The organism is Enterobacter sp. PL1 (genome assembly GCF_945957325.1).
In the GTDB taxonomy this organism is placed as follows: Bacteria; Pseudomonadota; Gammaproteobacteria; order Enterobacterales; family Enterobacteriaceae; genus Enterobacter; species Enterobacter roggenkampii.
On the sequence record NZ_CAMFKT010000020.1, the window covers coordinates 33,251 to 56,532 of the forward strand.

28 protein-coding genes are annotated in these 23,282 nt (G+C 56.0%); 14 read left to right on the plus strand and 14 right to left on the minus strand.

The genetic code is table 11. The annotated features are described in order from the left end of the window. Positions 1 to 48: 48 nt before the first annotated feature. Entirely contained in the window at positions 49 to 1,266 is a 1,218-nt protein-coding gene (gene mdtG, locus N6P30_RS17450) for a multidrug efflux MFS transporter MdtG (RefSeq protein ID WP_023292799.1), read from the minus strand. A 143-nt stretch (positions 1,267 to 1,409) separates the two neighbouring features. Next, positions 1,410 to 2,336, minus strand: a complete 927-nt coding sequence (locus N6P30_RS17455) for a Kdo(2)-lipid IV(A) acyltransferase (protein WP_008500832.1) — start codon at positions 2,334 to 2,336, stop codon at positions 1,410 to 1,412. Between the two features lie 221 nt (positions 2,337 to 2,557). Between N6P30_RS17455 and N6P30_RS17460 the strand changes: the two genes are divergently transcribed. Beyond that, positions 2,558 to 3,607 carry a rhodanese-related sulfurtransferase gene (locus N6P30_RS17460; RefSeq protein ID WP_023292798.1) on the plus strand — a complete coding sequence of 350 codons (1,050 nt, stop codon included), beginning with the start codon at positions 2,558 to 2,560 and terminating at the stop codon, positions 3,605 to 3,607. 41 nt (positions 3,608 to 3,648) lie between these two features. On the opposite strand, the gene N6P30_RS17465 is transcribed toward N6P30_RS17460, so the two are convergent. The 9 genes from N6P30_RS17465 to mdtH form a co-directional block, all read right to left on the minus strand. Then, positions 3,649 to 4,227, minus strand: coding sequence for a YceI family protein (locus N6P30_RS17465; RefSeq protein WP_008500830.1), 579 nt, complete (start codon positions 4,225 to 4,227; stop codon positions 3,649 to 3,651). Between the two features lies 1 nt (position 4,228). Further along, complete coding sequence (locus N6P30_RS17470; RefSeq protein ID WP_023292797.1) at positions 4,229 to 4,795, minus strand: cytochrome b; 567 nt, start codon at positions 4,793 to 4,795, stop codon at positions 4,229 to 4,231. 208 nt (positions 4,796 to 5,003) lie between these two features. After that, positions 5,004 to 5,117: a DUF2770 family protein gene (locus tag N6P30_RS17475; RefSeq protein WP_021240776.1), complete on the minus strand. Its 114-nt coding sequence runs from the start codon at positions 5,115 to 5,117 to the stop codon at positions 5,004 to 5,006. 59 nt (positions 5,118 to 5,176) lie between these two features. Continuing rightward, a complete protein-coding gene (gene solA, locus N6P30_RS17480; RefSeq protein WP_023292796.1) occupies positions 5,177 to 6,295 on the minus strand; it encodes an N-methyl-L-tryptophan oxidase in 1,119 nt (372 codons plus the stop codon). Between the two features lie 116 nt (positions 6,296 to 6,411). Then, a complete protein-coding gene (bssS, locus tag N6P30_RS17485; protein ID WP_008500827.1) occupies positions 6,412 to 6,666 on the minus strand; it encodes a biofilm formation regulator BssS in 255 nt (84 codons plus the stop codon). Positions 6,667 to 6,938: 272 nt separating this feature from the next. After that, positions 6,939 to 7,184, minus strand: a complete 246-nt coding sequence (gene dinI / locus N6P30_RS17490) for a DNA damage-inducible protein I (protein ID WP_008500826.1) — start codon at positions 7,182 to 7,184, stop codon at positions 6,939 to 6,941. 74 nt (positions 7,185 to 7,258) lie between these two features. Beyond that, positions 7,259 to 8,305 (minus strand): dihydroorotase, encoded by a 1,047-nt coding sequence (gene pyrC / locus N6P30_RS17495; RefSeq protein ID WP_023292795.1) that lies wholly within the window; start codon positions 8,303 to 8,305, stop codon positions 7,259 to 7,261. 127 nt (positions 8,306 to 8,432) lie between these two features. Beyond that, on the minus strand, positions 8,433 to 8,993 hold the full coding sequence (locus tag N6P30_RS17500) for a lipoprotein (RefSeq protein ID WP_008500824.1): 561 nt from the start codon (positions 8,991 to 8,993) through the stop codon (positions 8,433 to 8,435). A 123-nt stretch (positions 8,994 to 9,116) separates the two neighbouring features. Further along, positions 9,117 to 10,325, minus strand: a complete 1,209-nt coding sequence (gene mdtH, locus N6P30_RS17505; RefSeq protein ID WP_023292794.1) for a multidrug efflux MFS transporter MdtH — start codon at positions 10,323 to 10,325, stop codon at positions 9,117 to 9,119. A gap of 236 nt (positions 10,326 to 10,561) precedes the next feature. On the opposite strand from mdtH, the gene rimJ reads away from it, so the two are divergent. From rimJ to murJ, 4 genes are all read left to right on the plus strand, one after another. Continuing rightward, positions 10,562 to 11,146, plus strand: a complete 585-nt coding sequence (rimJ, locus tag N6P30_RS17510; protein WP_008500822.1) for a ribosomal protein S5-alanine N-acetyltransferase — start codon at positions 10,562 to 10,564, stop codon at positions 11,144 to 11,146. A gap of 9 nt (positions 11,147 to 11,155) precedes the next feature. Beyond that, the gene (locus N6P30_RS17515; RefSeq protein WP_021240772.1) at positions 11,156 to 11,806 is read left to right on the plus strand and encodes a YceH family protein; all 651 of its coding nucleotides are present in this window, start codon (positions 11,156 to 11,158) and stop codon (positions 11,804 to 11,806) included. 2 nt (positions 11,807 to 11,808) lie between these two features. Then, positions 11,809 to 12,732: a Gfo/Idh/MocA family protein gene (locus N6P30_RS17520; RefSeq protein ID WP_023292793.1), complete on the plus strand. Its 924-nt coding sequence runs from the start codon at positions 11,809 to 11,811 to the stop codon at positions 12,730 to 12,732. 129 nt (positions 12,733 to 12,861) lie between these two features. After that, the gene (gene murJ, locus N6P30_RS17525; protein WP_021240770.1) at positions 12,862 to 14,397 is read left to right on the plus strand and encodes a murein biosynthesis integral membrane protein MurJ; all 1,536 of its coding nucleotides are present in this window, start codon (positions 12,862 to 12,864) and stop codon (positions 14,395 to 14,397) included. A gap of 59 nt (positions 14,398 to 14,456) precedes the next feature. Here the strand turns inward: murJ and flgN are convergent, their stop codons facing one another. From flgN to flgA, 3 genes are all read right to left on the minus strand, one after another. Further along, positions 14,457 to 14,882 (minus strand): flagella biosynthesis chaperone FlgN, encoded by a 426-nt coding sequence (flgN, locus tag N6P30_RS17530; RefSeq protein ID WP_008500818.1) that lies wholly within the window; start codon positions 14,880 to 14,882, stop codon positions 14,457 to 14,459. 4 nt (positions 14,883 to 14,886) lie between these two features. Then, the gene (gene flgM, locus N6P30_RS17535; RefSeq protein ID WP_008500817.1) at positions 14,887 to 15,180 is read right to left on the minus strand and encodes a flagellar biosynthesis anti-sigma factor FlgM; all 294 of its coding nucleotides are present in this window, start codon (positions 15,178 to 15,180) and stop codon (positions 14,887 to 14,889) included. A 93-nt stretch (positions 15,181 to 15,273) separates the two neighbouring features. Continuing rightward, positions 15,274 to 15,933, minus strand: a complete 660-nt coding sequence (gene flgA / locus N6P30_RS17540) for a flagellar basal body P-ring formation chaperone FlgA (protein ID WP_023292792.1) — start codon at positions 15,931 to 15,933, stop codon at positions 15,274 to 15,276. 157 nt (positions 15,934 to 16,090) lie between these two features. Between flgA and flgB the strand changes: the two genes are divergently transcribed. The 9 genes from flgB to flgJ are packed head-to-tail and all read left to right on the plus strand — an operon-like array spanning position 16,091 to position 23,261. Continuing rightward, positions 16,091 to 16,507 carry a flagellar basal body rod protein FlgB gene (gene flgB, locus N6P30_RS17545; protein ID WP_008500815.1) on the plus strand — a complete coding sequence of 139 codons (417 nt, stop codon included), beginning with the start codon at positions 16,091 to 16,093 and terminating at the stop codon, positions 16,505 to 16,507. A 3-nt stretch (positions 16,508 to 16,510) separates the two neighbouring features. Next, positions 16,511 to 16,915 (plus strand): flagellar basal body rod protein FlgC, encoded by a 405-nt coding sequence (flgC, locus tag N6P30_RS17550; protein ID WP_008500814.1) that lies wholly within the window; start codon positions 16,511 to 16,513, stop codon positions 16,913 to 16,915. Between the two features lie 11 nt (positions 16,916 to 16,926). Beyond that, positions 16,927 to 17,637 carry a flagellar hook assembly protein FlgD gene (flgD, locus tag N6P30_RS17555; RefSeq protein ID WP_021240768.1) on the plus strand — a complete coding sequence of 237 codons (711 nt, stop codon included), beginning with the start codon at positions 16,927 to 16,929 and terminating at the stop codon, positions 17,635 to 17,637. Between the two features lie 26 nt (positions 17,638 to 17,663). After that, complete coding sequence (gene flgE, locus N6P30_RS17560) at positions 17,664 to 18,872, plus strand: flagellar hook protein FlgE (RefSeq protein ID WP_008500812.1); 1,209 nt, start codon at positions 17,664 to 17,666, stop codon at positions 18,870 to 18,872. 20 nt (positions 18,873 to 18,892) lie between these two features. After that, positions 18,893 to 19,648: a flagellar basal body rod protein FlgF gene (locus N6P30_RS17565; protein WP_008500811.1), complete on the plus strand. Its 756-nt coding sequence runs from the start codon at positions 18,893 to 18,895 to the stop codon at positions 19,646 to 19,648. An 11-nt stretch (positions 19,649 to 19,659) separates the two neighbouring features. Beyond that, positions 19,660 to 20,442, plus strand: a complete 783-nt coding sequence (gene flgG, locus N6P30_RS17570) for a flagellar basal-body rod protein FlgG (RefSeq protein WP_008500810.1) — start codon at positions 19,660 to 19,662, stop codon at positions 20,440 to 20,442. 57 nt (positions 20,443 to 20,499) lie between these two features. Beyond that, positions 20,500 to 21,198, plus strand: a complete 699-nt coding sequence (flgH, locus tag N6P30_RS17575) for a flagellar basal body L-ring protein FlgH (RefSeq protein WP_008500809.1) — start codon at positions 20,500 to 20,502, stop codon at positions 21,196 to 21,198. A 12-nt stretch (positions 21,199 to 21,210) separates the two neighbouring features. Beyond that, positions 21,211 to 22,308 (plus strand): flagellar basal body P-ring protein FlgI, encoded by a 1,098-nt coding sequence (locus N6P30_RS17580; protein ID WP_008500808.1) that lies wholly within the window; start codon positions 21,211 to 21,213, stop codon positions 22,306 to 22,308. Then, positions 22,308 to 23,261: a flagellar assembly peptidoglycan hydrolase FlgJ gene (gene flgJ, locus N6P30_RS17585; RefSeq protein ID WP_023292791.1), complete on the plus strand. Its 954-nt coding sequence runs from the start codon at positions 22,308 to 22,310 to the stop codon at positions 23,259 to 23,261. The genes N6P30_RS17580 and flgJ overlap by 1 nt, the downstream gene beginning before the upstream one ends. Positions 23,262 to 23,282: the final 21 nt, after the last annotated feature.

Consider the following 23,282-nt stretch of genomic DNA (forward strand, 5'->3'; position numbering starts at 1 on the left):
ATCCGATTCTGCAAGTATGAATGCGAAAATAAGCGTCAGGCGTTCGTCTTATTCCGCCACTGGCCGTAGCGCGCGGGATAAACTGAACCACGAATAAATTGCATTAAACAGTACCACGCCCGCCGTCACGATAAAGACGGCGCGAAAACCGAAGCTGGCGGAGATGCTCGCCCCGAGAAGCGGTCCGGTGACGTTACCGATGTCGCGAAATGACTGGTTATAGCTGAAGATCCGCCCGGCAATCTGGTTCGTGGAGTTGTAAACCAGCAGGGTCTGTACGGCGGGTAGCAAGGCCCCGTCTGCGGCACCAAGCAAAAAGCGAAGTAAGCCTAGCTGCCACGGAGAGTGCACCATCGACATGGGGATCAGCAGCAGGACGGAGATCACCAGCGCACAGATCAGAATTTTTTCCGGACCGACGCGGTCCCCCAGTTTTCCCAACCTCGGCGCGCTAAGCAGCGCCGCCACCCCGGGCACGGAGGCGATCAGCCCGCTGATAAACGCGATATTGCTGACGTTGCCCGCCAGATCGCGAACGTACAGCGTGAGGATAGGGGCAATCGATCCGGTTGCGACCTGAATAATCAGGGTCGTCACGAACAGGCTCAGCACCAGTCTGGGATTTTTAAGCGAGGTCAGCACCTCCCTGGCGTGGAGCATCTCTTTCTTCGCAACGGGCGTGAAGTTTTCCCGTATACAGAGCAGGGTGACAACAAAGCACAGGAACAGCACGCAGGCGGTGATAAAGAACACCGGACGCAGGCCATAGCTATCGGCCATGAGTCCGCCGGCCAGTGGCCCCAACAGGGCACCGCTTACGCCGCCGGTTGAGAGTGTGCCCAGCGCCCAGCCGCTCTTATGGCGAGGAATTTGCGTGGCAATCAGGGCATTGGCATTGGGAATAAATCCTCCCAGCAAACCCAGCAACGCGCGCAAAATCAGGAACTGCCAGACGTTCTGCGCCACGCCCATCAGCGCCATGATAATGGCCATCCCCAGCGCCGAGCGCAGCAGCATGATTTTACGGCCCTTGCGGTCGGCAAGGCCGCCCCAGAAGGGCGAGGCTATCGCGGAGAACAGGAACGTGATGCTGAATACCAGGCCGGACCACATATTGAGCGCGCTATGGCCCGTCACGCCCAGCTGTTCGACGTAAAGCGGCAGAAAAGGCATGACCAGGCTAAACGCCGCGCCGGTGAGAAAACAGCCAAGCCACGCAATCGTGAGGTTACGCTTCCAGTTTATGGGGGCATCTGAAGGTGACATAACAATCCGCATAATGAGGTGCTGAGCACCTGAGGCAAGAAGTAATAAGCCTGCTAATTATGCGCCTGGGTTATGATTGCCGCAATGAGGGGGAGCTTTTAAAGCTAAAACAGGATGCGACCCTGGGGATCGCATCCTGAAAATCAATAGCGGGACGGCGTGCCTTTTGGCCGTGTTTTAAAGCGGCGGTGCAACCACATGTACTGCTCGGGTGCGAGCATGATGCATTTCTCTACGATACCGTTCATCCAGCGCGCGGTGGTTTCTGCATCGTCAAGCGGCGGCGCGAGTTCCGGTTCTAGCATCATCAACTCGTAGCCCGAACCGTCAGGCTTGCGGCGGGGAACAAAGGGTACGATGGCGGCTTTGGACATGCGCGCCAGCATCCAGGTGCCGGTGGTTGTGGCGGCCTCTTCAACGGCGAAGAAGGGGACAAAAACGCTGGCCTGTGGGCCATAGTCGTGGTCGGGGGCATACCAGACCACTTCGCCGGATTTCAGCGCACGGATCATTCCCTTCAGATCTTTACGGTCGATCATGCTTTTGTTGGAGCGCATGCGGCCATTGGTCTGGATTAAATCGATGACCGGGTTATCGTTAGGGCGATAAACGCCAATGCCGGGCGCCTGCATGCCGAACATACGCGCCCCGATTTCCAGCGTCAGAAAATGGACGCCGATCAGCAGAACGCCCGTCTGGTTGGCCTGAAGCGTATGTACAGGATCCATGCCGGTTCCCGTTACCTCGCTCCAGCGGGCCATGCGTTTGTCCGGCCAGAACCACGCCATGCCGGTTTCCATAAGGCCCATCCCAACGGATTCGAAGTTCTTCGCGACCATATTGTGACGCTCTGAGTCGCTCATCTGCGGAAAACACAGCTCAAGGTTGCGGTACGCGATTCTGGCGCGACGCTTCATGAATAGTTGTGCGAAACGGCCCAGAAATTTACCCAACCGAAAAATAACAGGGTAGGGAAGCTGTACCAGAAGCCATAAAAAGCCGATGCCAAGCCAGGTCAACCAATAGCGGGGATGCAAAAGGGCGGCAGTAAATTTTGGTAACTGGGTCATGTCTTTCCTGTGTTCAAACGTCCTGTTTCGCTAGTGTCTCATTTTTTGAGGCGTAGCCAAAATATCTGCTTTCGAAGCGTGCACGAATACAGCAATTGTTAATCCTGATTAATCAGGGTGTGTGAAATGTAGCGTAAATTGTGTGGATGTAAATTGGTTTTGTTTGCTATATGATGCCGACCGATTTTTCATTCTCTCTAACGACTCCAGGACTGTACACCATGCCAGTGTTACACAACCGCGTTTCGAACGAGATGTTAAAAGCGCGTATGTTGGCTGAAACCGAACCGCGCACAACCATCTCATTCTATAAATACTTCACGATCGACGATCCGCAGGCGACCCGAGATGCGCTTTATCAGGCGTTCACGGCGCTGAACGTCTTCGGCCGCGTCTACCTTGCCCGTGAAGGCATCAACGCGCAGATTAGCGTACCGGAAAGCAAAGTCAGCGCCTTCCGCGACGTACTTTATCAATTTGACCCGGCCCTTAACGGCTTACGCCTGAACATTGCCCTGGATGATGACGGGAAATCCTTCTGGGTGCTGCGCATGAAGGTGCGTGAACGCATCGTGGCGGACGGTATCGACGATCCGGAGTTTAACCCGGCGGACGTCGGTGAATACCTGAAGGCGGCGGAAGTGAATGCGATGCTGGACGATCCGGATGCCGTGTTCATCGATATGCGTAACCACTATGAGTATGAAGTGGGGCATTTCGAGAATGCGATGGAGATTCCGGCGGATACCTTCCGCGAGCAGTTGCCGAAAGCGGTTGAGATGATGCAGGAGCATAAAGATAAAAAGATCGTTATGTACTGCACCGGCGGTATCCGCTGTGAGAAAGCCAGCGCGTGGATGAAGCACAACGGCTTCAATAAAGTCTGGCACATTGAAGGCGGCATTATTGAGTACGCTCGCCGCGCCCGTGAACAGGGGCTGCCGGTACGCTTTATCGGGAAAAACTTTGTCTTTGACGAGCGTATGGGTGAACGTATTTCGGATGACGTCATCGCCCAGTGCCACCAGTGCGGCGCGCCGTGCGATACCCACACCAACTGCAAAAACGACGGTTGTCATCTGCTGTTCATTCAGTGCCCGGCCTGTGCCGAGAGGTTTAACGGTTGTTGTAGCGAGCTGTGCAGTGAAGAGAGCATCCTGCCGGAAGAAGAGCAGCGTCGCCGTCGCGCAGGACGTGAAAACGGCAACAAGATTTTCAATAAATCTCGCGGTCGTCTGAATACCAAACTGGGTATCCCTGATCCGGAATGATAATAACGCCCGGCACGGCAAAAGCCTGCCGGGCGACGTTATTATGATTTCTGCTGTACACCTTCAACGGAAATAATCAGCTCCACGTCCTGAGACGCCGGGCCTAAATCCGTTGTGATATTAAAATCTTTCAGGTGAATTTTCCCTGCCGCTTCGAAGCCTGCGCGTTTACCGCCCCACGGATCGTCACCCTGGCCCAGTAATTTCGCATCAAGCGTGACCGGTTTGGTTACGCCGTTAAGCGTCAGGTTGCCGGTAATATTCAGCTTATCACCCTCTTTCTTCACCTCAGTAGAAGTGAAGGTCGCCTGCGGGAATTTCGCGACGTTGAGGAATTCCCCACTGCGCAGGTGTTTATCGCGCTCTGCGTGGTTCGTGTCGACGCTGTTCGTATTAATGGTCACATTGACTTTATCGGCTGCGGGATTTTTTTCGTCAAAGGTGAATGTGCCGTCAAAATCCTTAAAGGTGCCGTACAGCCAGCTATATCCCAGGTGCTGAATACGGAAATTGACGAAAGCGTGCTGGCCCTCTTTATCAATTTTATAATCCGCCGCCACGGCGGAGCCAGCGGTGAATAACAGAGAACCCAGTGCGATACCCAGCAGGTGTTTTTTCATTTTATGCTCCAGAGTCAACTGACGAGCGGCCAAGCATGCGCTTTAGCGTATCGTCTTTATCAATAAAATGGTGTTTAAGGGCGGCAAGCCCGTGCAGCACGGACAGAATCACCACGCTCCAGGCGAGCCAGAGGTGAACAACCCCCGCCGTGTCGGCCTGTGCCCCGGCATCGCTAAGGGTTGCCGGAACCTCGAACAGGCCAAAAACGTTAATCGGCTTACCGTCAGCCGTCGAAATGAGATAGCCGCTAATCAGGATGGCAAACAGCAGCGCATAAAGGGCAATATGCGCGGCGACTGCACTGACGCGGGTAAATTTGCTGTGAGTCTTTTGCGCGCCGGGCGGTGGGGAAATGTGCCGCCAGATCACGCGGAAAACCAGCCCCAGCATCAGCAGGACACCAATACTTTTATGCAATTCCGGCGCCTGGTGATACCAGCCATCGTAATAGCTGAGCGTGACCATCCAGAGCCCAAGTCCAAACATACCGTAGACGGCAAGAGCAAATATCCAGTGCAAACCTATGGATATTATTCCGTAGCGCCGGGAGGAGTTACGCCATTGCATCAGAATGTCCATTTTCAAATTAACCGAAGGGTAAAAATGAACGGGAAGGCGGGATATTGCAACTGAAATAATTGTCTATTGATTTTTATTTTATTTATTTCAGCAATTTTGAAAAGGATCGCTAGCGCTAATTCAATCTCTTCGTGCAAGATGAAAATATAAGCTTCAATAAAGATAAAGTAATGTCAATTATTGTCAGTCTGGGTTTTCAGTAAAATACAATGTAAACAAAATCAATAATGGCCAGCAGCGCCCACAATAAGAGATAGAGCATAAAATGCTCGCGAATATTATTCATCAGAAAGCTAACGATCTTGCGCATAACGCCCCAACATGCGGTGTGAATGAAGCGGGCCCCTTGACCTCCGGAGCCCGTGCGGATTATCCGTTAAAACGCGAGAGGGAGAAGGGCGTCAGATCAAACTGCGGCGCAATGCCCTGGGCAAACTGCGCGGCGATTTCACCCAGAACGGAAGCAAACTTAAAGCCGTGGCCGCTCAGTCCGGTGATGAGCAGGGTGTTGTCATGCCCCGGCAGCGTATCAATGATAAAGTCTTCATCCGGCGTATTGTCGTAGGTACAGGCCGCACCATACAGCAAGCCACCGACGCCCGGAAGAATAGTGCGCAGGAACGAGAAGGCTTCTGAGCCATCCTGTGGGAAGGCGCCGAAAGGTTTACGCTCTTCAGGGGAGGAGATCGCCTGGCCGCCGTTGTGTTTACCGATTTTCAGCGCGTCTTTTTCTGACGGGAAGCCGTAGAACTGGTCCCCGTTGGGTAATTCGCCGGTGAAGGCCGGGAATTTATTCTGGGCGCTGTAACGGCCATCCGACTGGAACCAGGAGAAGACCTTGCGCACCGGCTGGATCGGCAGATCGGGCAGCAGGCGGGTAACCCAGGTACCTGCGCTGACCAGCAGGCGGGACGCTGAATAATCGCCGTCAATAGTGGTGACCGTGACGCCATTATCATCATGGGTGATGGCCTCTACCGGACAGTTGAACAGCTGCGCGCAGCCTGCCTTCGCAGCAAGCTCGATCCAGGTTTTGATCGCCGTTTCGCAATGGAGCACCCCAGAGTGGGCTTCAAAGAGGCCAATATAATCGTCCGGGACGGTAATTTCGGGCCAGCGTGCGGTAATGCCCGTCGCGTCCAGCTTCTCAACGTCCAGATTAAACGCTTTCGCGCTGCGTTCGACGCCAGCGAGAAACGCAGAATGTGCCGGACCCAGGTTGATGACGCCAGTACGCTCGAAAATACGATCTTCGGTCTGTTTCGCCAGTTCATCCCACAGCGTCTGGGCGCGAAGCACCAGCGGAACGTAGCGTTCACCTTCACCGTACGCATGGCGGATGAGGCGGGTATCGCCATGATGGCTGCCTTCCGCATGAGGAGGCAGATGGCTATCGATCATCAGAACCTTCAGACCTGCCTGTGTTGCGTAATAGCCTGCGGCAGATCCTACGGAGCCGCTGCCAATAATGATTAAGTCGTATCTCATATGCATCTCATAAACTGATGTTTTGTTAGCAGAGTAATTAACAACGCGGGGTTAGACAAGGGAGAAATAAATAAGGCACCGCGAGGGTGCCTGTAGAGAGAAAAGTGGGCATAAGCTTAGTGCCGTTTATACTCATTTTCCTGATAGTCGCCAGATTCTATTTTTGCAATACCTGCTTCTAAAATAGAAATAAACTGACGGGCGACGTCTGTTGTTAGCCACAGCGTCTGTCCAACTTCCGCTTCTTCACGGTTGAGTTGATTTGGGGTCTGGTAGTGCAAACGCAGCATCAGCGCATCGTAGCTATCTACGGTACTGATATCCCAGCCAACAAGTGGGTGGGTCTGGATGACTTCACTATTCTTTTCCATTATAACCCCCTTAATGCGTGTTAGAAGACAACGGCTTTGAGGTTCAATGCATGTTTTTCTGAAAGCAACTTCAGTATACCAAGTAATAAGGGTTCCGAAGGGAAAAATAAACAGGTGGCAACACATTTTTCTGCTTTTTAGGATTGTTCGAACAATAAAACACCATCTCGTTCACGATTTTTAAAGAAGATGCCGAATTAATTTGAACTTACGGGATTTTAGGCAAAAAAAAGCCGGGGCGACCCGGCAAAAAACACAATGAGGGAGCAGTGTTAATCCGTGATGAACCAGTCGTCAGCGCTTTCCCACGTTTCCTGCAGGATTTCGCTGATGCGATCTTTGTCTTCTTTTGCGGCACCAATAACGGAAAGGTTGTTTGCCGCGGCGTAACGCACCGTGACGGCACCTGCGTTGTCAGGAAAGGTATTGTTAATACGACGGGATAATTCGCCTGCCAGTGCATCAAGCGCGCCGGCAGGCAGAACGGTAGTTTTGGCTATGGTGACTTCAATACGCATAAATGCCCCCTGTGTAATATACTGTTTATTTATACAGGTATATTATCAGTTTGACAACAAGGGGCATTGATTTTTTAACGTTTTACCGTCCAGCTTACGGTTTCACCCGCCAGGAATGGGATCAGCGTGTCATCCGTCAGGGCAATGGACTCCTCAACGTGGCTCGCTTTACGCTCCAGTTCGATGAAGGTGTCATTGACCGGCAGGCCGTAGAAGCGCGGGCCGTTAAGAGAGCAGAATGCTTCGAAATGTTCCAGCGCGTTCATCTCTTCAAATACAGTTGCGTAGCTGGCAAGCGCCGTTGGGGCGTTGAAGCAGCCTGCACAGCCGCAGCTTGCCTCTTTACGATGGCGGGCGTGAGGCGCGGAATCGGTACCGAGGAACGCGCGGGAGAACCCGCTGGCGACCAGCTCACGCAGCGCCTGCTGGTGGATGTTGCGCTTGAGGATAGGCAGACAGTAGAGGTGAGGGCGCACCCCGCCCACCAGCATGTGGTTACGGTTAAACATCAGGTGTTGTGGCGTAATGGTGGCGGCGATGAGATCGTTGCCGTCACGTACGTACTCTGCCGCGTCTTTGGTGGTGATATGCTCAAAGACCACCTTCAGCGCGGGCAGGCGCTGGCGCAGAGGCTCCATCACGGTCTCGATAAAACGGGCTTCACGGTCGAAGATGTCAATGTCAGCATTCGTCACTTCACCGTGAACCAGCAGCGGCATACCCAGTTTCTGCATGCGTTCCAGAACCGGCATGATGGCATCAATGCTGGTGACGCCGTGGCTGGAGTTGGTGGTGGCATTTGCCGGGTAGAGTTTCGCTGCCGTAAACACGCCTTCGTTAAAGCCGCGCTCCACTTCGTTCGGATCCAGTGAATCGGTCAGGTAGCAGGTCATCAACGGGGTAAAATCGTGTCCCGCAGGAACGGCGTCGAGGATGCGCTGGCGATAGGCTATCGCGGCATCGACGGTGGTGACTGGTGGCACCAGGTTAGGCATGACAATCGCGCGGCCATAAATTTCGCTGGTATAAGGCACGACGGTTTTCAGCATATCACCATCACGCAGATGAATATGCCAGTCGTCAGGGCGGCGGATTTTAAGAACCTGGGGTTGTGCAGTCATGGAAGCTCCGGCTTGTCAGGAATCAGTCATAAGGATGGCTGTTTTTGCCGGACACAAATCATAAGCGGAAACGTTTTCGTTTGCACACTTTTCCGTGAAAAAAAAGGGCGCCGCAGCGCCCTTCAGATTAATCGGTGAAAGGAATGATAATTTCGCCCGGTTTCACCTCTATGCCTTTTGCATATTTTTTCGCCAGAGCTTCACCCTTGCTTTTGTCTTCGCTTAAGACGTACGCGGGCTGCTGGTTAAAGTAATTCCGCAGCGACTGATTCAGATAGGGCATCAGGGTTTGCAGAACCGGCGCCATCTTGTCCGGAGACACCTTCGCGTCGACCACTTCCATCTCCTGCAGGAAAATCGCCCCTTTCTCTTTGTTGAAAACAGGCAGTGCCTTCAGCTTGAGCTTGATGTTGGCTTTCTGATTGCCAAAGAGGGAGGACATATCGAGGTCCGCATCACCGGCCAGGGTGACTTTGTTTGGCTCTTCACGTCCGATTTGACTGGTGAGGTTTGTGAGCACGATATGCGCATCGGCAAGACCCGGTACGCCAATGTCTTTCGAGAAATTGTTATGTTTTTCCAGCGCCTGATTAATTTCCTGTTCACTGACGGTGTATTGCGTGAGCTGGTTACAGCCAACCAGCAGGCCGCTGACAATCAATGCCGCGGCTAAGACAATTTTCTTCATAGTGTTCCTCAACGAAAAATCGGCGCTTCTGTCCTGTTACGCCAGTATGTCAGCGTGAATGGGCAGAAACCAGCAGAAAAAACTGAGAAGTGGGGCGGGAAGGGCTCCCGCCCGAGGGAAAGGCTACGCGCCAGGCTCGAGCATGCCGCTCGCGCTGCGTTTCTGGCTGAACTGCCACCACAGGGCGAGTAGCGTCATAAAGCCCACCACGCCCAGCATCATCCACGGAAGTTCAGGTTGATTTAACGCTTTGCCAGCATCAAACAACCAGCCGCCGCCGGCGTAACCTAATGCCCCGCCAAGCGCCAGCCCCAGTCGGCTGAACCCCATATAGCTGCCGCGTGCACGCGCATCCGCAAGCGAGGCGCTTAGCGTTTCGCGGGCAGGCTCGGCGATGATCGAGCCAATATAGAACGTGCAAATCAACGTAAACAGCTGCTGGAGCGTGTTCACCAGGCCGATCGGCATCATGCTCAGCGTCATCAGGAACAGTCCGGCCATCAGGCGATGCTCCAGGCGAAAACGCCGCTCGCTCCAGCGGGCAATCGGATAGAGGAGCGTTAACGACAGGCAGGCTTCGATGGCGTACATCCATTTCACCGCCGCAGGGGTACCGGCAATGTCGTTAACCATGATCGGCAGCATCAGCATGACCTGCACGGCCAGCATGTAATATCCCGTCAGGGTCAACACATAGGTGACAAAACGTCTGTCGCGCAGGACGCGGCCCAGCCCTTCGCGAACCGGCGCTTTCACCGTTGACAGTTTCCACGCCGGCAGGAACAGGCCATTAAACAGCGCGCACAGCATAAAGAGCACCGCCCCAGCCGCGCAGACCAGACGGAAATCATACTGCAGCAGCCAGCTTCCCAGCAGGGCGCCGATAACCGCCCCGGCACTGTCCTGCATCATCAGAATCGAGAAGAAACGGCCGCGGTGCTGCGGGCGAATCAGCTTTACCACCAGCGCGGTGCGTGGCGGATCGAACAGCGTGCCCCCGATACCGGAGAGGAAACAGGAGAACCAGAGCAGCCAGGGCTCCTGGGCGACCGCCATCGTGGCAAACCCTGCCGCGCGCAGCAGCATACCGGTGACGATCATCGGTTTCGCGCCAAAGCGGTCGGCGATAGCCCCGCCAAAGACGCCCAGGCCCTGCTGGACAAACTGGCGTAGCCCCAGGGCAATGCCGACCATTAATGCCGCCCAGCCCATCTGATCGACAAAGCGGATCGAAATAAGCGGAAAAACGACAAAAAAGCCGAGCACGACCAGCATGTTATCGACGAGCAGGAAATATTTACCCAGGCTCCTGGCCTGTGATACGCGGGACATTTTCCCTCCAGGGAAAATAAGATGGTGAGCACGCTAACATTCTGCGGTGTCGCCGCGTTTTTTCCCACCCCTGCACGTGACAATATTTTTTTATCAAAAGGGTGCTTTGATAGAGAGTTCTCATCGAAAAATGTGAAAAGAGGTGAAAATGGTATGTCACTGTTTTCACAGACGGCGCAGGCGCAGGTATAGTAAAGCTAATGGGCAAGCTGAAGTGACGGGAAGGAGTGGTATCGATGTTTGGCTATCGCAGTAATGTGCCAAAAGTGCGTCTGACAACGGACAGGCTGGTCGTTCGTCTGGTGCATGAGCGTGATGCCTGGCGTCTGGCGGATTATTACGCCGAGAATCGCCAGTTTTTAAAACCCTGGGAACCCGTTCGGGATGAGAGCCATTGTTACCCTTCCGGCTGGCAGGCGCGCCTCAGCATGATTACGGAATTTCACAAGCAGGGCAGCGCGTTTTATTTCGCGCTGCTGGATCCTGAAGAGAAAGAGATTATCGGGATCGCCAATTTTTCAAACGTGGTGCGGGGATCGTTTCACGCCTGCTACCTGGGCTACTCCATCGGCCAGAAGTGGCAGGGGCAGGGGCTGATGTACGAGGCGCTGACGGTAGCGATCCGCTATATGCAACGCACCCAGCACATTCATCGCATTATGGCGAACTATATGCCGCATAACCAGCGCAGCGGAAATCTGCTGGCGCGTTTAGGGTTCGAGAAAGAGGGTTACGCCAAAGACTATCTGCTGATAGACGGAGAGTGGCGCGACCACGTTCTGACGGCATTAACCACCCGGGACTGGACTGCAGGTCGTTAAGGAGAAAAGATGAAGTATCAGCTAAACGGTACAGAAGCGCGCGTGATTGGGTGCTTACTCGAAAAACAGGTCACCACGCCGGAGCAGTATCCGCTGTCCGTCAACGCCGTGACCATGGCCTGCAACCAGAAAACCAACCGCGAGCCGGTGATGAACCTCAGCGAGCATGAGGTTCAGGACGTGCTGGATGCGCTGGTCAAACGCCACTATCTGCGCACCGTCAGCGGCTTCGGCAACCGCGTGACCAAATACGAACAGCGCTTCTGTAACTCCGAATTTGGTGACCTGAAGCTGAGCAGTGCGGAAGTGGCGGTCATCACCACGCTGTTGTTGCGCGGGGCGCAAACGCCGGGAGAACTGCGCACGCGCGCTTCCCGCATGCATGAGTTCAGCGATATGCAGGAGGTCGAGCAGACCCTCGAAGGGCTGGCCGCGCGTGAAGACGGTCCTTACGTGGTGCGTCTGGCGCGCGAGCCGGGCAAGCGTGAAAGCCGCTATATGCACCTGTTCAGCGGTGACGTTGATAGTTCAGTTAAATCCAGCGCAACCGACATAACGGCCGTAGATGATGATTTGGTTGCCCGCGTAGCGGCGCTGGAAGACGAGGTCGCCGGGCTGAAACAGCGTCTGGATGCCCTGCTGGCACATTTGGGAGACTGACGGTGAAAAAATTACGCATTGGCGTAGTAGGGCTGGGCGGTATTGCACAAAAAGCCTGGCTGCCGGTTCTGGGGGCAGCGACGGACTGGACGCTGCAAGGGGCATGGTCACCCACGCGCGAGAAGGCCGAGCGGATCTGCGAAACCTGGCGTATGCCGTATGCGGCGTCGCTTCAGGATCTGGCCCGCGAGTGCGATGCGGTCTTTGTGCATACCTCAACGTCTACCCACTATCAGGTCGTGAGCGAGCTGCTCAATGCGGGCGTTCACGTTTGCGTGGATAAACCGCTGGCGGAAAATGTTCCGGACGCGGAACGCCTGATTGAGCTGGCGGCGCGTAAAAAACTGACGCTGATGGTCGGCTTCAACCGCCGCTTCGCGCCCCTTTACCAGCAGCTTAAGGCACAGTCGGGCACGCTTGCCTCGCTGCGGATGGATAAGCACCGCACGGACAGCATCGGGCCAAACGATCTGCGCTTCACGCTGCTGGATGATTATCTCCACGTTGTGGATACGGCGCTGTGGCTCGCCGGTAGTAACGCGCAGCTGCAAAGTGGCACGCTGCTCACGAACGAGCAGGGTGAAATGGTCTACGCAGAACACCATTTCGCGATTGACCATCTGCAGATCACGACCAGCATGCATCGTCGTGCCGGCAGCCAGCGAGAATGCGTCCAGGCCGTCACCGACGGGGCGTTGTACGACATTACCGACATGCGTGAATGGCGGGAAGAGAAGGGCAGCGGCGTGATGACGCTCCCCGCGCCTGGCTGGCAGAGCACGCTTGAACAGCGCGGTTTTGCCGGTTGCGCCCGCCATTTCATCACCTGCGTGCAAAATCAGACGGTTCCTGAAACGTCCGGCGAGCAGGCCATCATGGCGCAGCGCATTGTGGAAAGGCTCTGGCGCGAGGCCATGAGTGAATAACTCGCTGTAACATCTGCGGATAGTAATTCGTTGAAATCCGGGTAGACTAAGCGCCGCTTGTAGGCTTTGCCGGGTGGCGCTTACGCTTGCCCGTCCTGGAAATCCGTATGGTTCTGGAAATTCACGTTAATGAACTTATTAAAATCGCTGGCGGCCGTCAGCTCGATGACCATGTTTTCCCGCGTGCTGGGTTTTGCGCGCGACGCCATTGTGGCAAGGGTATTTGGTGCAGGGATGGCCACGGACGCCTTTTTCGTCGCGTTCAAATTACCGAACCTGCTGCGTCGTATTTTTGCGGAAGGGGCGTTTTCCCAGGCATTCGTCCCGATCCTGGCAGAATATAAAAGCAAGCAGGGCGAGGACGCCACGCGCGTCTTTGTGTCTTATGTCTCCGGCCTCCTGACGCTGGCGCTGGCGGTGGTGACCGTCCTCGGGATGCTGGCCGCGCCCTGGGTGATTATGGTGACCGCGCCCGGCTTTGCCGATACGGCCGACAAGTTTGCCCTGACCTCGCAGCTGTTGCGCATTACTTTCCCCTATATTCTGCTGATCTCGCTGGCCTCGCTGGTAGGGGCGATCCTCAATACCTGGAACCGCTTCTCTGTACCGGCGTTTGCGCCGACGTTTCTTAACGTCAGCATGATCGGCTTTGCCCTGTTCGCCGCCCCGCACTTCAACCCGCCGGTGCTGGCGCTGGCCTGGGCGGTCACCGTCGGCGGCGTGCTGCAGCTGGCGTATCAGCTGCCGCACCTGAAAAAAATCGGCATGCTGGTGCTGCCGCGCATCAACCTCAAAGATGCCGGGGCGATGCGCGTCATCAAGCAAATGGGGCCCGCCATTCTCGGCGTCTCCGTCAGCCAGATCTCGCTGATTATCAATACCATCTTTGCCTCGTTCCTGGTGTCCGGCTCGGTTTCCTGGATGTACTACGCCGACCGCCTGATGGAGTTTCCGTCCGGGGTGCTGGGCGTGGCGCTGGGGACCATCCTGCTGCCGTCGCTGTCGAAAAGTTTTGCCAGCGGCAATCATGATGAGTATTGCCGCCTGATGGACTGGGGCCTGCGTCTCTGCTTCCTGCTGGCCCTGCCAAGCGCGGTGGCGCTGGGTATTCTGGCCAAACCGCTGACGGTGTCGCTCTTCCAGTACGGGAAATTCACTGCCTTCGATGCCGCCATGACCCAGCGCGCGCTGATTGCCTACTCGGTGGGACTGATGGGGCTGATCGTGGTGAAAGTGCTGGCGCCGGGCTTTTACTCGCGTCAGGACATCAAAACGCCGGTAAAAATTGCCATCGTGACGCTGATTATGACGCAGCTGATGAACCTGGCGTTTATTGGTCCGCTGAAACATGCCGGCCTGTCATTATCGATTGGTCTGGCGGCCTGTCTGAATGCCGGGCTGCTGTACTGGCAGCTGCGCAAGCAGGATATTTTCACGCCGCAGCCGGGGTGGGGCAGTTTCCTGGTGCGTCTGATCGTTGCGGTATTGGTGATGTCTGCCGCGCTGCTTGGCATGATGCACGTGATGCCGGAGTGGTCCCTGGGCACGATGCCTTATCGTCTGATGCGCCTGATGGCCGTGGTGTGCGTTGGTGTGGTGGCGTACTTTGCCACGCTCGCGGTGCTGGGTTTCAAAGTCAAAGAGTTTGCCCGCCGGACGGCATAAACGCCAAAAGGGGAGTTCACCTCATGGTGCTCCCCACTGCATGATTAGTCGCTTATGCGTCAAATCGAAATCTTTTTCACACCTGCAATACGCGCCGTCGCCGTCTGACCATCCGCACCGTACAGACCGGTTTCTTTATGCGGTTTCAACACCTCAAGCGCCTGCTGATTACGCTCAATCTGCCCTTCCAGTAGCCAGCCGTTATGCTGGTTAAGATCGCGCAGGTGCTGAGTTTTTTCGGTAATGGTCTGCCAGCGCTCAATAATATCGTCATTGGCGCTGCGCTTAGGATCTTGCTCAGCGCGTCGCTGTTGTTCCAGATAATCCAGCGTTGCCAGAAGCGAACTTTTGTCTTCAGTAATACGCTGCAGCGCGCTGCCGTTGATGTGACCGGAAGAGAGATGCTGCTGTTCAGCGTCCATTACCGTTTTCAGGTCGTTCAGGACAACCGTCATTTGATCCAGTATTTCTGACAGTCGACTCATACGGTTAGTTACTCTGTAAGAAACTCTGTGCTTCCTGAATCAGGGCGTCAGCGATTTTGCTGGTGTCCATTTTCAGCTCACCGTTACGAATAGCCGTTTTCAGCGCTTCAACACGTTCCATATTGATATCGTTGCTGCCCGGCTGCATCAGTTTTGCCTGCGCGTCGCTCAGGGTCACGCTGGTGCTGTTGGACGTTGACGGTTTCTCCAGACGCGTTTTCTGCGCCGTTGCGTCATTCGTTTCGCGAGGTTGTACAGCGCTTACCGGCTTCAGGGCTGATGTACGATCAATGCTCATAGTGTTGTCCTCATCGAGGGTTCGCGGCGTTTGCGCCTGACATCATCATTAGTGGAATATTTATCGGCACGCGCCGCGAAATCTTTAAAAAGATTATAGGTTAATCAGAATATTCCCATCAGCATCGACGGTTCCGCTCACCACCTGGCCTGAGGACATTCTGACGCGGGCGTTTTGCGCCACCGCGGCATTGTTCAACGCTTTCCCTTCACTGTTGATGCTAAAGCCATCTCCGTTGGCCACCACCATCACCTGTTGGCCTGCTTTTACCCGCCATGCCTGACGCAGCATGGAGATCTGTATCGGCTGGCCTGGCGCGACGTCGCGCAGGCTGACGGCGTCCTGAGCCTGGTTAATATCCAGCATGGTGCGTGGCGGCAGCTGATCCAGACGGCCGCGCTTCAAGGTCACGCTGTTTGTCTGCAGTACGCTGCCGCGCGCAATGGGCACGGCGGCGACAACATAATTGCCCGTCGCCTGAACGGCAACCTGTAAATAGCGTTTTTCGTTGGCGCAGCGTGCCAGCACGTTCACATTCCCCCAGAGCTTTGTGAACCCTACCACGCTGAAGGACGGCTGGTCGCACGTCGGGTACAGATTCGGTGGCGTGCGCACGGTAACGGTCACGTCATCGCTAAAGCCTGCCAGTTTTTCGGCAAAAAAAGCCGTTAGCCGATCCTGTAACCCTTCAGCCTGCGCCAGAGGGCTTAACAGCAAGAGAGTCGCCACCAGACCACGTTTTAACGTTTGCATCGCAAGTTCCACCGTTTCCAGAGTTGAACGAATTCTACCTGCAGTGGTTTTGCATCAACGGAATAAATAGCGACGCATTTTGCGCTTATTCCGTCGATAGGGGAGACCGGGTGAGATTTAAGCTGTGAACTGAAATTTTGCCATCAGCGGAGGAGACATGCTCGATAAACTCGACGCCGCGTTACGTTTTCAGCAGGAAGCGCTCAACTTACGCGCCCAGCGGCAGGAGATTTTAGCCGCCAATATCGCTAACGCCGATACCCCGGGGTATCAGGCGCGCGATATTGATTTTTCCAGTGAACTCAAAAAGGTGATGGAGCGTGGACGTGCCGAAGGAACGGGTGTTGCACTTGCCATGACATCCTCTCGCCATATTCCTGCTCAGGCGATGACCGCGCCAGCGACCGATTTACTTTATCGCATTCCCGATCAGCCCTCACTCGACGGTAACACCGTGGATATGGACCGGGAGCGTACCCAGTTTGCCGACAACAGCCTGAAATACCAGACGGGCCTGACCGTACTCGGCGGACAAATCAAAGGCATGATGAACGTCCTGCAGGGGGGGAACTGATAGATGGCCTTGCTGAATATTTTTGATATCGCCGGTTCGGCGTTAACCGCACAGTCCAAGCGCCTGAACGTGGCCGCCAGTAACCTCGCGAACGCCGACAGCGTCACCGGACCCGACGGCCAGCCTTATCGTGCCAAACAGGTTGTCTTTCAGGTCGATGCTGCGCCAGGCGCGGCGACGGGCGGCGTGAAGGTCTCGGATGTGGTGGAGAGCCAGGCCCCGGACAGACTGGTGTATGAGCCGGGTAACCCACTGGCGGATGCCAGCGGATACGTGAAGATGCCAAACGTGGATGTGGTGGGTGAGATGGTGAACTCCATGTCGGCTTCCCGTAGCTACCAGGCCAACGTCGAAGTGCTTAATACCGTGAAGAGCATGATGCTCAAAACACTCACTCTCGGCCAGTAAAGGAGACATGCATGTCCATCGCCGTAAATGTGAATGATCCGACGAACTCGGGTGTTAACAACACAAAGAGTACGACGGGTTCTAACTCCCTGACGGGGAGTAACGCCGCCGATCTTCAGGGCAGCTTTCTGACGCTGCTGGTGGCGCAGCTTAAGAACCAGGACCCCACTAACCCGATGCAGAACAACGAACTGACCACGCAGCTTGCGCAGATCAGCACCGTTAGCGGCATTGAGAAACTCAACACCACCCTTGGTTCCGTCTCTGGACAGATTAATAGCGCCCAGTCTCTGCAGGCGGCAAGCCTGATTGGCCACGGGGTGATGATCCCGGGAACCACGATTCTGGCAGGCACCAGCACTACCGAAGGCAACACTACAACGACCACAACGCCGTTTGGCGTTGAGCTGCAGCAGGCGGCGGAGAAAGTTACCGCAACCATTACCGACAGCAACGGCACGGTCGTGCGCACCATTGATATCGGTGAGCTGAAGGCGGGCGTTCACACCTTTACGTGGGATGGCAGCCTGACCGACGGCACGAAAGCACCAAACGGTGCTTACAAAGTCGCGATCAGCGCCAGCAACGGGACGACCCAGCTGGTGGCGCAGCCGCTGCAGTTCGCGCTGGTCCAGGGCGTGATTAAAGGAAGCGACGGCAACAAACTGGATTTGGGAACCTCTGGTTCCACCACACTCGACGAAGTTCGGCAGATTATCTAAGCCTTAACACTTATCAGGAGTAAGTCATGGCCTTTTCTCAAGCGGTCAGCGGCCTGAATGCTGCGGCCACCAACCTGGACGTCATTGGCAACAACATCGCCAACTCCGCGACCTATGGTTTTAAATCCGGTTCTGCTTCCTTTGCAGACATGTTTGCCGGTTCCAAAGTCGGCCTGGGCGTGAAAGTTGCGGGCATCACGCAGGACTTTAGCGACGGCACCACCACCAACACCGGTCGCGGCCTGGACGTTGCCATCAGCCAGAACGGTTTCTTCCGTATGGTCGACTCCAACGGTTCTGTGTTCTACAGCCGTAACGGCCAGTTCAAGCTCGATGAAAACCGTAACCTGGTGAACATGCAGGGGATGCAGTTAACCGGTTATCCGGTTGCCGGGACGCCATCAACGGTTCAGACCGGGGCGAACCCACAGGTCATTAATATCCCAACCACGTTGATGGCCGCGAAGTCCACCACCACGGCTTCCCAGCAGATTAACCTGAATTCCACCGATACCGCGCCGACCACCGCCTTTGATCCGGCTAACCCGGACACGTACAACAAAAAAGGTACGGTGACCGTCTTTGATAGCCAGGGTAATGCGCACAACATGAACCTGTTTTATGTCAAAGATGCGACCCCGGCTAACTCCTGGAAAGTGTATGCCCAGGACGGTAGCGTCGCAGGCAGCACGGCGGCACTCGCCACCACGCTGACCTTCGATAATAACGGTACGCTGACCGGTGGTGGAAATATCAACATCACTACCGCGACCATCCCAGGTGCGACGCCAGCAACCTTCGCCATGAGTTTTGCTAACTCCATGCAGCAGAACACCGGCGCGAACAATATCGTCGCGACCAGCCAGAATGGTTTTAAACCAGGCGACCTGGTGAGCTACCAAATCAATGACGACGGCACTGTGGTCGGTAACTATTCCAATGAGCAGACCCAGGTTCTGGGCCAGATCGTGCTGGCAAACTTCGCCAACAACGAAGGTCTGAAATCGGAAGGCGACAACGTCTGGTCTGCCACCCAGTCCTCCGGCGTGGCGCTGCTGGGTACTGCCGGAAGCGGTAACTTCGGCACGCTGACCAACGGTGCGCTGGAAGCCTCTAACGTCGATCTGAGTAAAGAGCTGGTGAACATGATCGTCGCGCAGCGTAACTATCAGTCGAACGCGCAGACCATCAAAACCCAGGATCAAATCCTCAACACGCTGGTTAACCTGCGTTAAGCGGCTAACAGGAAAGCGCAATGGATCACGCAATATATACCGCGATGGGCGCGGCAAGTCAGACGCTCAATCAGCAGGCCGTTACCGCCAGCAACCTGGCAAACGCCTCAACGCCGGGCTTTCGCGCGCAGCTTAATGCGCTGCGCGCGGTGCCGGTAGAAGGACTTTCCCTGCCGACCCGTACGCTGGTGACCGCATCAACCCCTGGCGCCGATATGACGCCAGGGCAGATGGATTACACCTCACGCCCGCTGGACGTGGCTCTGCAGCAGGACGGCTGGCTGGCGGTGCAAACGGCGGACGGTAGCGAAGGCTATACCCGTAACGGGAACATCCAGGTGAGCGCGACGGGCCAGCTGACGATTCAGGGGCATCCGGTGATGGGGGAAGCGGGTCCGCTGACCGTACCGGAAGGTTCTGAGCTGACTATCGCTGCGGACGGCACCATTTCGGCGCTCAACCCGGGCGACCCGGCAAATACCGTTGCGCCCGTCGGTCGTCTGAAGCTGGTCAAGGCGGAAGGCAAAGAGGTGCAGCGTGGCGACGACGGCATGTTCCGTCTGACCCAGGCGGCGCAGGCGACGCGGGGGGCCACCTTACAGGCCGATCCGAGCATCCGCGTGATGTCCGGTGTTCTGGAAGGCAGTAACGTCAAGCCGGTCGAAGCCATGACCGACATGATCGCCAGCGCCCGTCGTTTTGAAATGCAGATGAAGATCATCAGCAGCGTCGATGAAAACGCGGGCAAGGCTAACCAACTTCTGGCTATGAGCTAACAGGATTCCTTATGATCAGTTCTTTATGGATCGCGAAAACTGGCCTGGACGCCCAGCAAACCAATATGGACGTGATTGCCAACAACCTGGCAAACGTGAGCACCAATGGTTTCAAGCGTCAACGCGCCGTTTTCGAAGATTTGCTTTATCAAACCATCCGCCAGCCGGGCGCGCAGTCTTCTGAACAGACGACGCTGCCATCGGGCCTGCAGATCGGTACCGGTGTTCGTCCGGTGGCGACCGAGCGTCTGCACAGCCAGGGCAACCTGTCTCAGACCAACAACAGCAAAGACGTGGCGATCAAAGGCCAGGGCTTCTTCCAGGTGCAGCTGCCTGACGGGACTTCTGCCTACACCCGCGACGGCTCGTTCCAGGTCGATCAGAACGGCCAGCTGGTGACGGCGGGCGGTTTCCAGGTTCAGCCTGCGATTACCATCCCGGCGAACGCCCTGAGCATTACCATCGGACGTGACGGTGTGGTCAGCGTAACCCAGCAGGGGCAGGCTGCGCCGGTTCAGGTTGGGCAGCTCAACCTGACCACCTTCATGAACGATACCGGTCTGGAAAGCATTGGTGAGAACCTCTACACCGAGACGCAATCCTCCGGGACGCCAAATGAGAGCACTCCGGGCCTGAACGGCGCGGGCCTGCTGTATCAGGGCTATGTTGAAACCTCCAACGTGAACGTGGCGGAAGAGCTGGTGAATATGATCCAGGTTCAGCGCGCGTATGAAATTAACAGTAAAGCAGTGTCGACAACCGACCAGATGCTGCAGAAACTGACGCAACTCTAAGGTGTAGCCCGGTGCGGTAAACGCCGCGCCGGCTCCCTGTTTTCGAAGATGAAGGCAATGCAAAAAAACGCGGCGTTTCGTTATCCGATACTGACTGTTCTGGCCGTCACCCTCAGCGGGTGTGCCTGGATCCCGTCTAAACCTTTGGTCCAGGGTGCGACGACTGCCCAACCCGTTCCTGGCCCTGCGCCAGTAGTCAACGGCTCCATTTTCCAGACCGCGCAGCCGATTAATTACGGCTATCAGCCGCTGTTTGAAGATCGCCGCCCGCGTAACGTCGGCGATACATTGACCATTGTGCTGCAGGAAAACGTCAGCGCGAGCAAGAGCTCGTCGGCGAACGCCAGCCGTGATGGCAAAACGAATTTTGGCTTCGATACCGTTCCGCGCTACCTGCAGGGACTGTTCGGCAACGCGCGTGCTGATGTCGATGCCTCTGGCGGCAACACCTTTAACGGTAAAGGTGGCGCGAACGCCAGCAACACCTTCAGCGGCACGCTGACGGTCACGGTTGACCAGGTACTGGTTAACGGCAACTTACACGTTGTGGGTGAAAAACAGATCGCCATCAACCAGGGCACTGAATTCATTCGCTTCTCGGGCGTGGTTAACCCTCGCACCATCAGCGGCACCAACACCGTTCCGTCCACCCAGGTGGCGGATGCGCGCATTGAGTACGTCGGTAACGGCTACATTAATGAAGCGCAGAATATGGGTTGGCTGCAGCGCTTCTTCCTTAACTTATCGCCGATGTAAGCGAGGTGACCCATGTTTAAATCGATCTTCGCCGTGGCGCTCGCGCTGGTGGCTACCTTTGCCCAGGCTGACCGTATTCGCGATCTCACCAGCGTTCAGGGCGTGCGTGAAAACTCGCTGATTGGCTATGGCCTGGTGGTGGGGCTGGACGGTACCGGTGACCAGACGACCCAGACCCCCTTTACCACCCAAAGTCTGAACAACATGCTTTCCCAGCTCGGCATTACCGTGCCGGCGGGAACTAACATGCAGCTGAAAAACGTGGCGGCAGTAATGGTCACCGCATCCTACCCGGCGTTTGCGCGTCAGGGACAGACCATTGACGTGGTAGTCTCCTCAATGGGTAACGCCAAAAGCCTGCGCGGCGGTACGCTGCTGATGACCCCGCTTAAAGGCGTCGACAGCCAGGTTTATGCGCTGGCGCAGGGGAACATTCTGGTCGGCGGTGCCGGTGCATCCGCAGGCGGAAGCAGCGTGCAGGTGAACCAGCTCAACGGCGGACGGATTACCAACGGGGCGATCATTGAGCGTGAACTGCCGACCCAGTTTGGCGCGGGCAACACCATTAACCTGCAGCTCAATAATGAAGACTTCACGATGGCGCAGCAGATTGCCGATACCATCAACCGCAGCCGCGGCTACGGTAATGCCACGGCACTCGATGCGCGCACCGTGCAGATCCGTACCTCTACCGGCAGCAGCAATCAGGTGCGCATGCTGGCCGATATCCAGAATATGGAAGTGAACGTTCCGGTCCAGGATGCGAAGGTGATCATCAACTCCCGTACGGGCTCGGTGGTGATGAACCGGGAAGTGTCGCTCGACAGCTGTGCCGTGGCGCAGGGGAACCTGTCGGTGACGGTAAACCGCTCCGCGAACGTGAGCCAGCCGGATACGCCGTTTGGCGGTGGTCAGACGGTGGTAACCCCGCAAACGCAGATTGATTTACGTCAGAGCGGTGGGTCTTTACAGAGCGTGCGATCAAGCGCCAACCTGAACAGCGTGGTGCGCGCCCTGAACGCCCTGGGGGCAACGCCGATGGATCTGATGTCCATCCTGCAATCGATGCAAAGCGCGGGCTGCCTGCGCGCCAAACTGGAAATCATTTAATGCTGACCGATAGCAAATTGTTGACCAGTGCAGCCTGGGACGCCCAGTCGCTCAACGAACTGAAAACCAAAGCAGGTAAAGACCCGGCGGCGAATATCCGCCCGGTCGCCCGCCAGGTGGAAGGGATGTTTGTACAGATGATGCTGAAAAGCATGCGCGAAACCCTGCCGAAAGACGGGATGTTCAGCAGCGATTCAACGCGTCTCTACACCAGCATGTATGACCAGCAGATTGCGCAGCAGATGACCGCCGGGAAAGGCCTCGGTCTGGCTGACATGATTGTCAAGCAGACCGAAGCGGCGCAGGGCATTCAGCCTCAGGAGCAGCCGCAGCAGGTACCGATGAAATTCGACCTGGAAACGGTGACCAGCTATCAGAACCAGGCTCTGACGCAAATGGTGCGTAAAGCCATGCCGAAAGCCACGGGCAGCGGCGATGAGCCGCTCTCCGGTGACAGCAAAGACTTCCTGGCGCAGCTTTCTCTGCCTGCGCGCCTTGCCAGCGAACAGAGCGGCGTGCCGCATCACCTGATTCTGGCGCAGGCCGCGCTGGAGTCGGGCTGGGGTCAGCGCCAGATCCGCAAGGAAAACGGCGAACCGAGCTTCAACATCTTCGGTGTGAAAGCCACCTCCAGCTGGAAGGGGCCAACTACGGAGATCACAACCACCGAATACGAGAACGGTGCGGCGGTGAAGGTCAAAGCCAAATTCCGCGTCTACAGCTCGTATCTGGAAGCCTTGTCCGATTATGTTGGCCTGCTGAGCCGAAATCCGCGCTATACCGCCGTGACGCAGGCGGCGACGGCGGAGCAGGGCGCTCAGGCGCTGCAAAACGCGGGCTACGCGACCGACCCGAACTACGCGCGCAAGCTCACCAGCATGATCCAGCAGCTGAAATCCATGGGCGAGAAGGTCAGCAAAGCCTATAGCACAGATATTGAAAATCTGTTCTGAAAGTTCTCAAGTCCCGGTGGA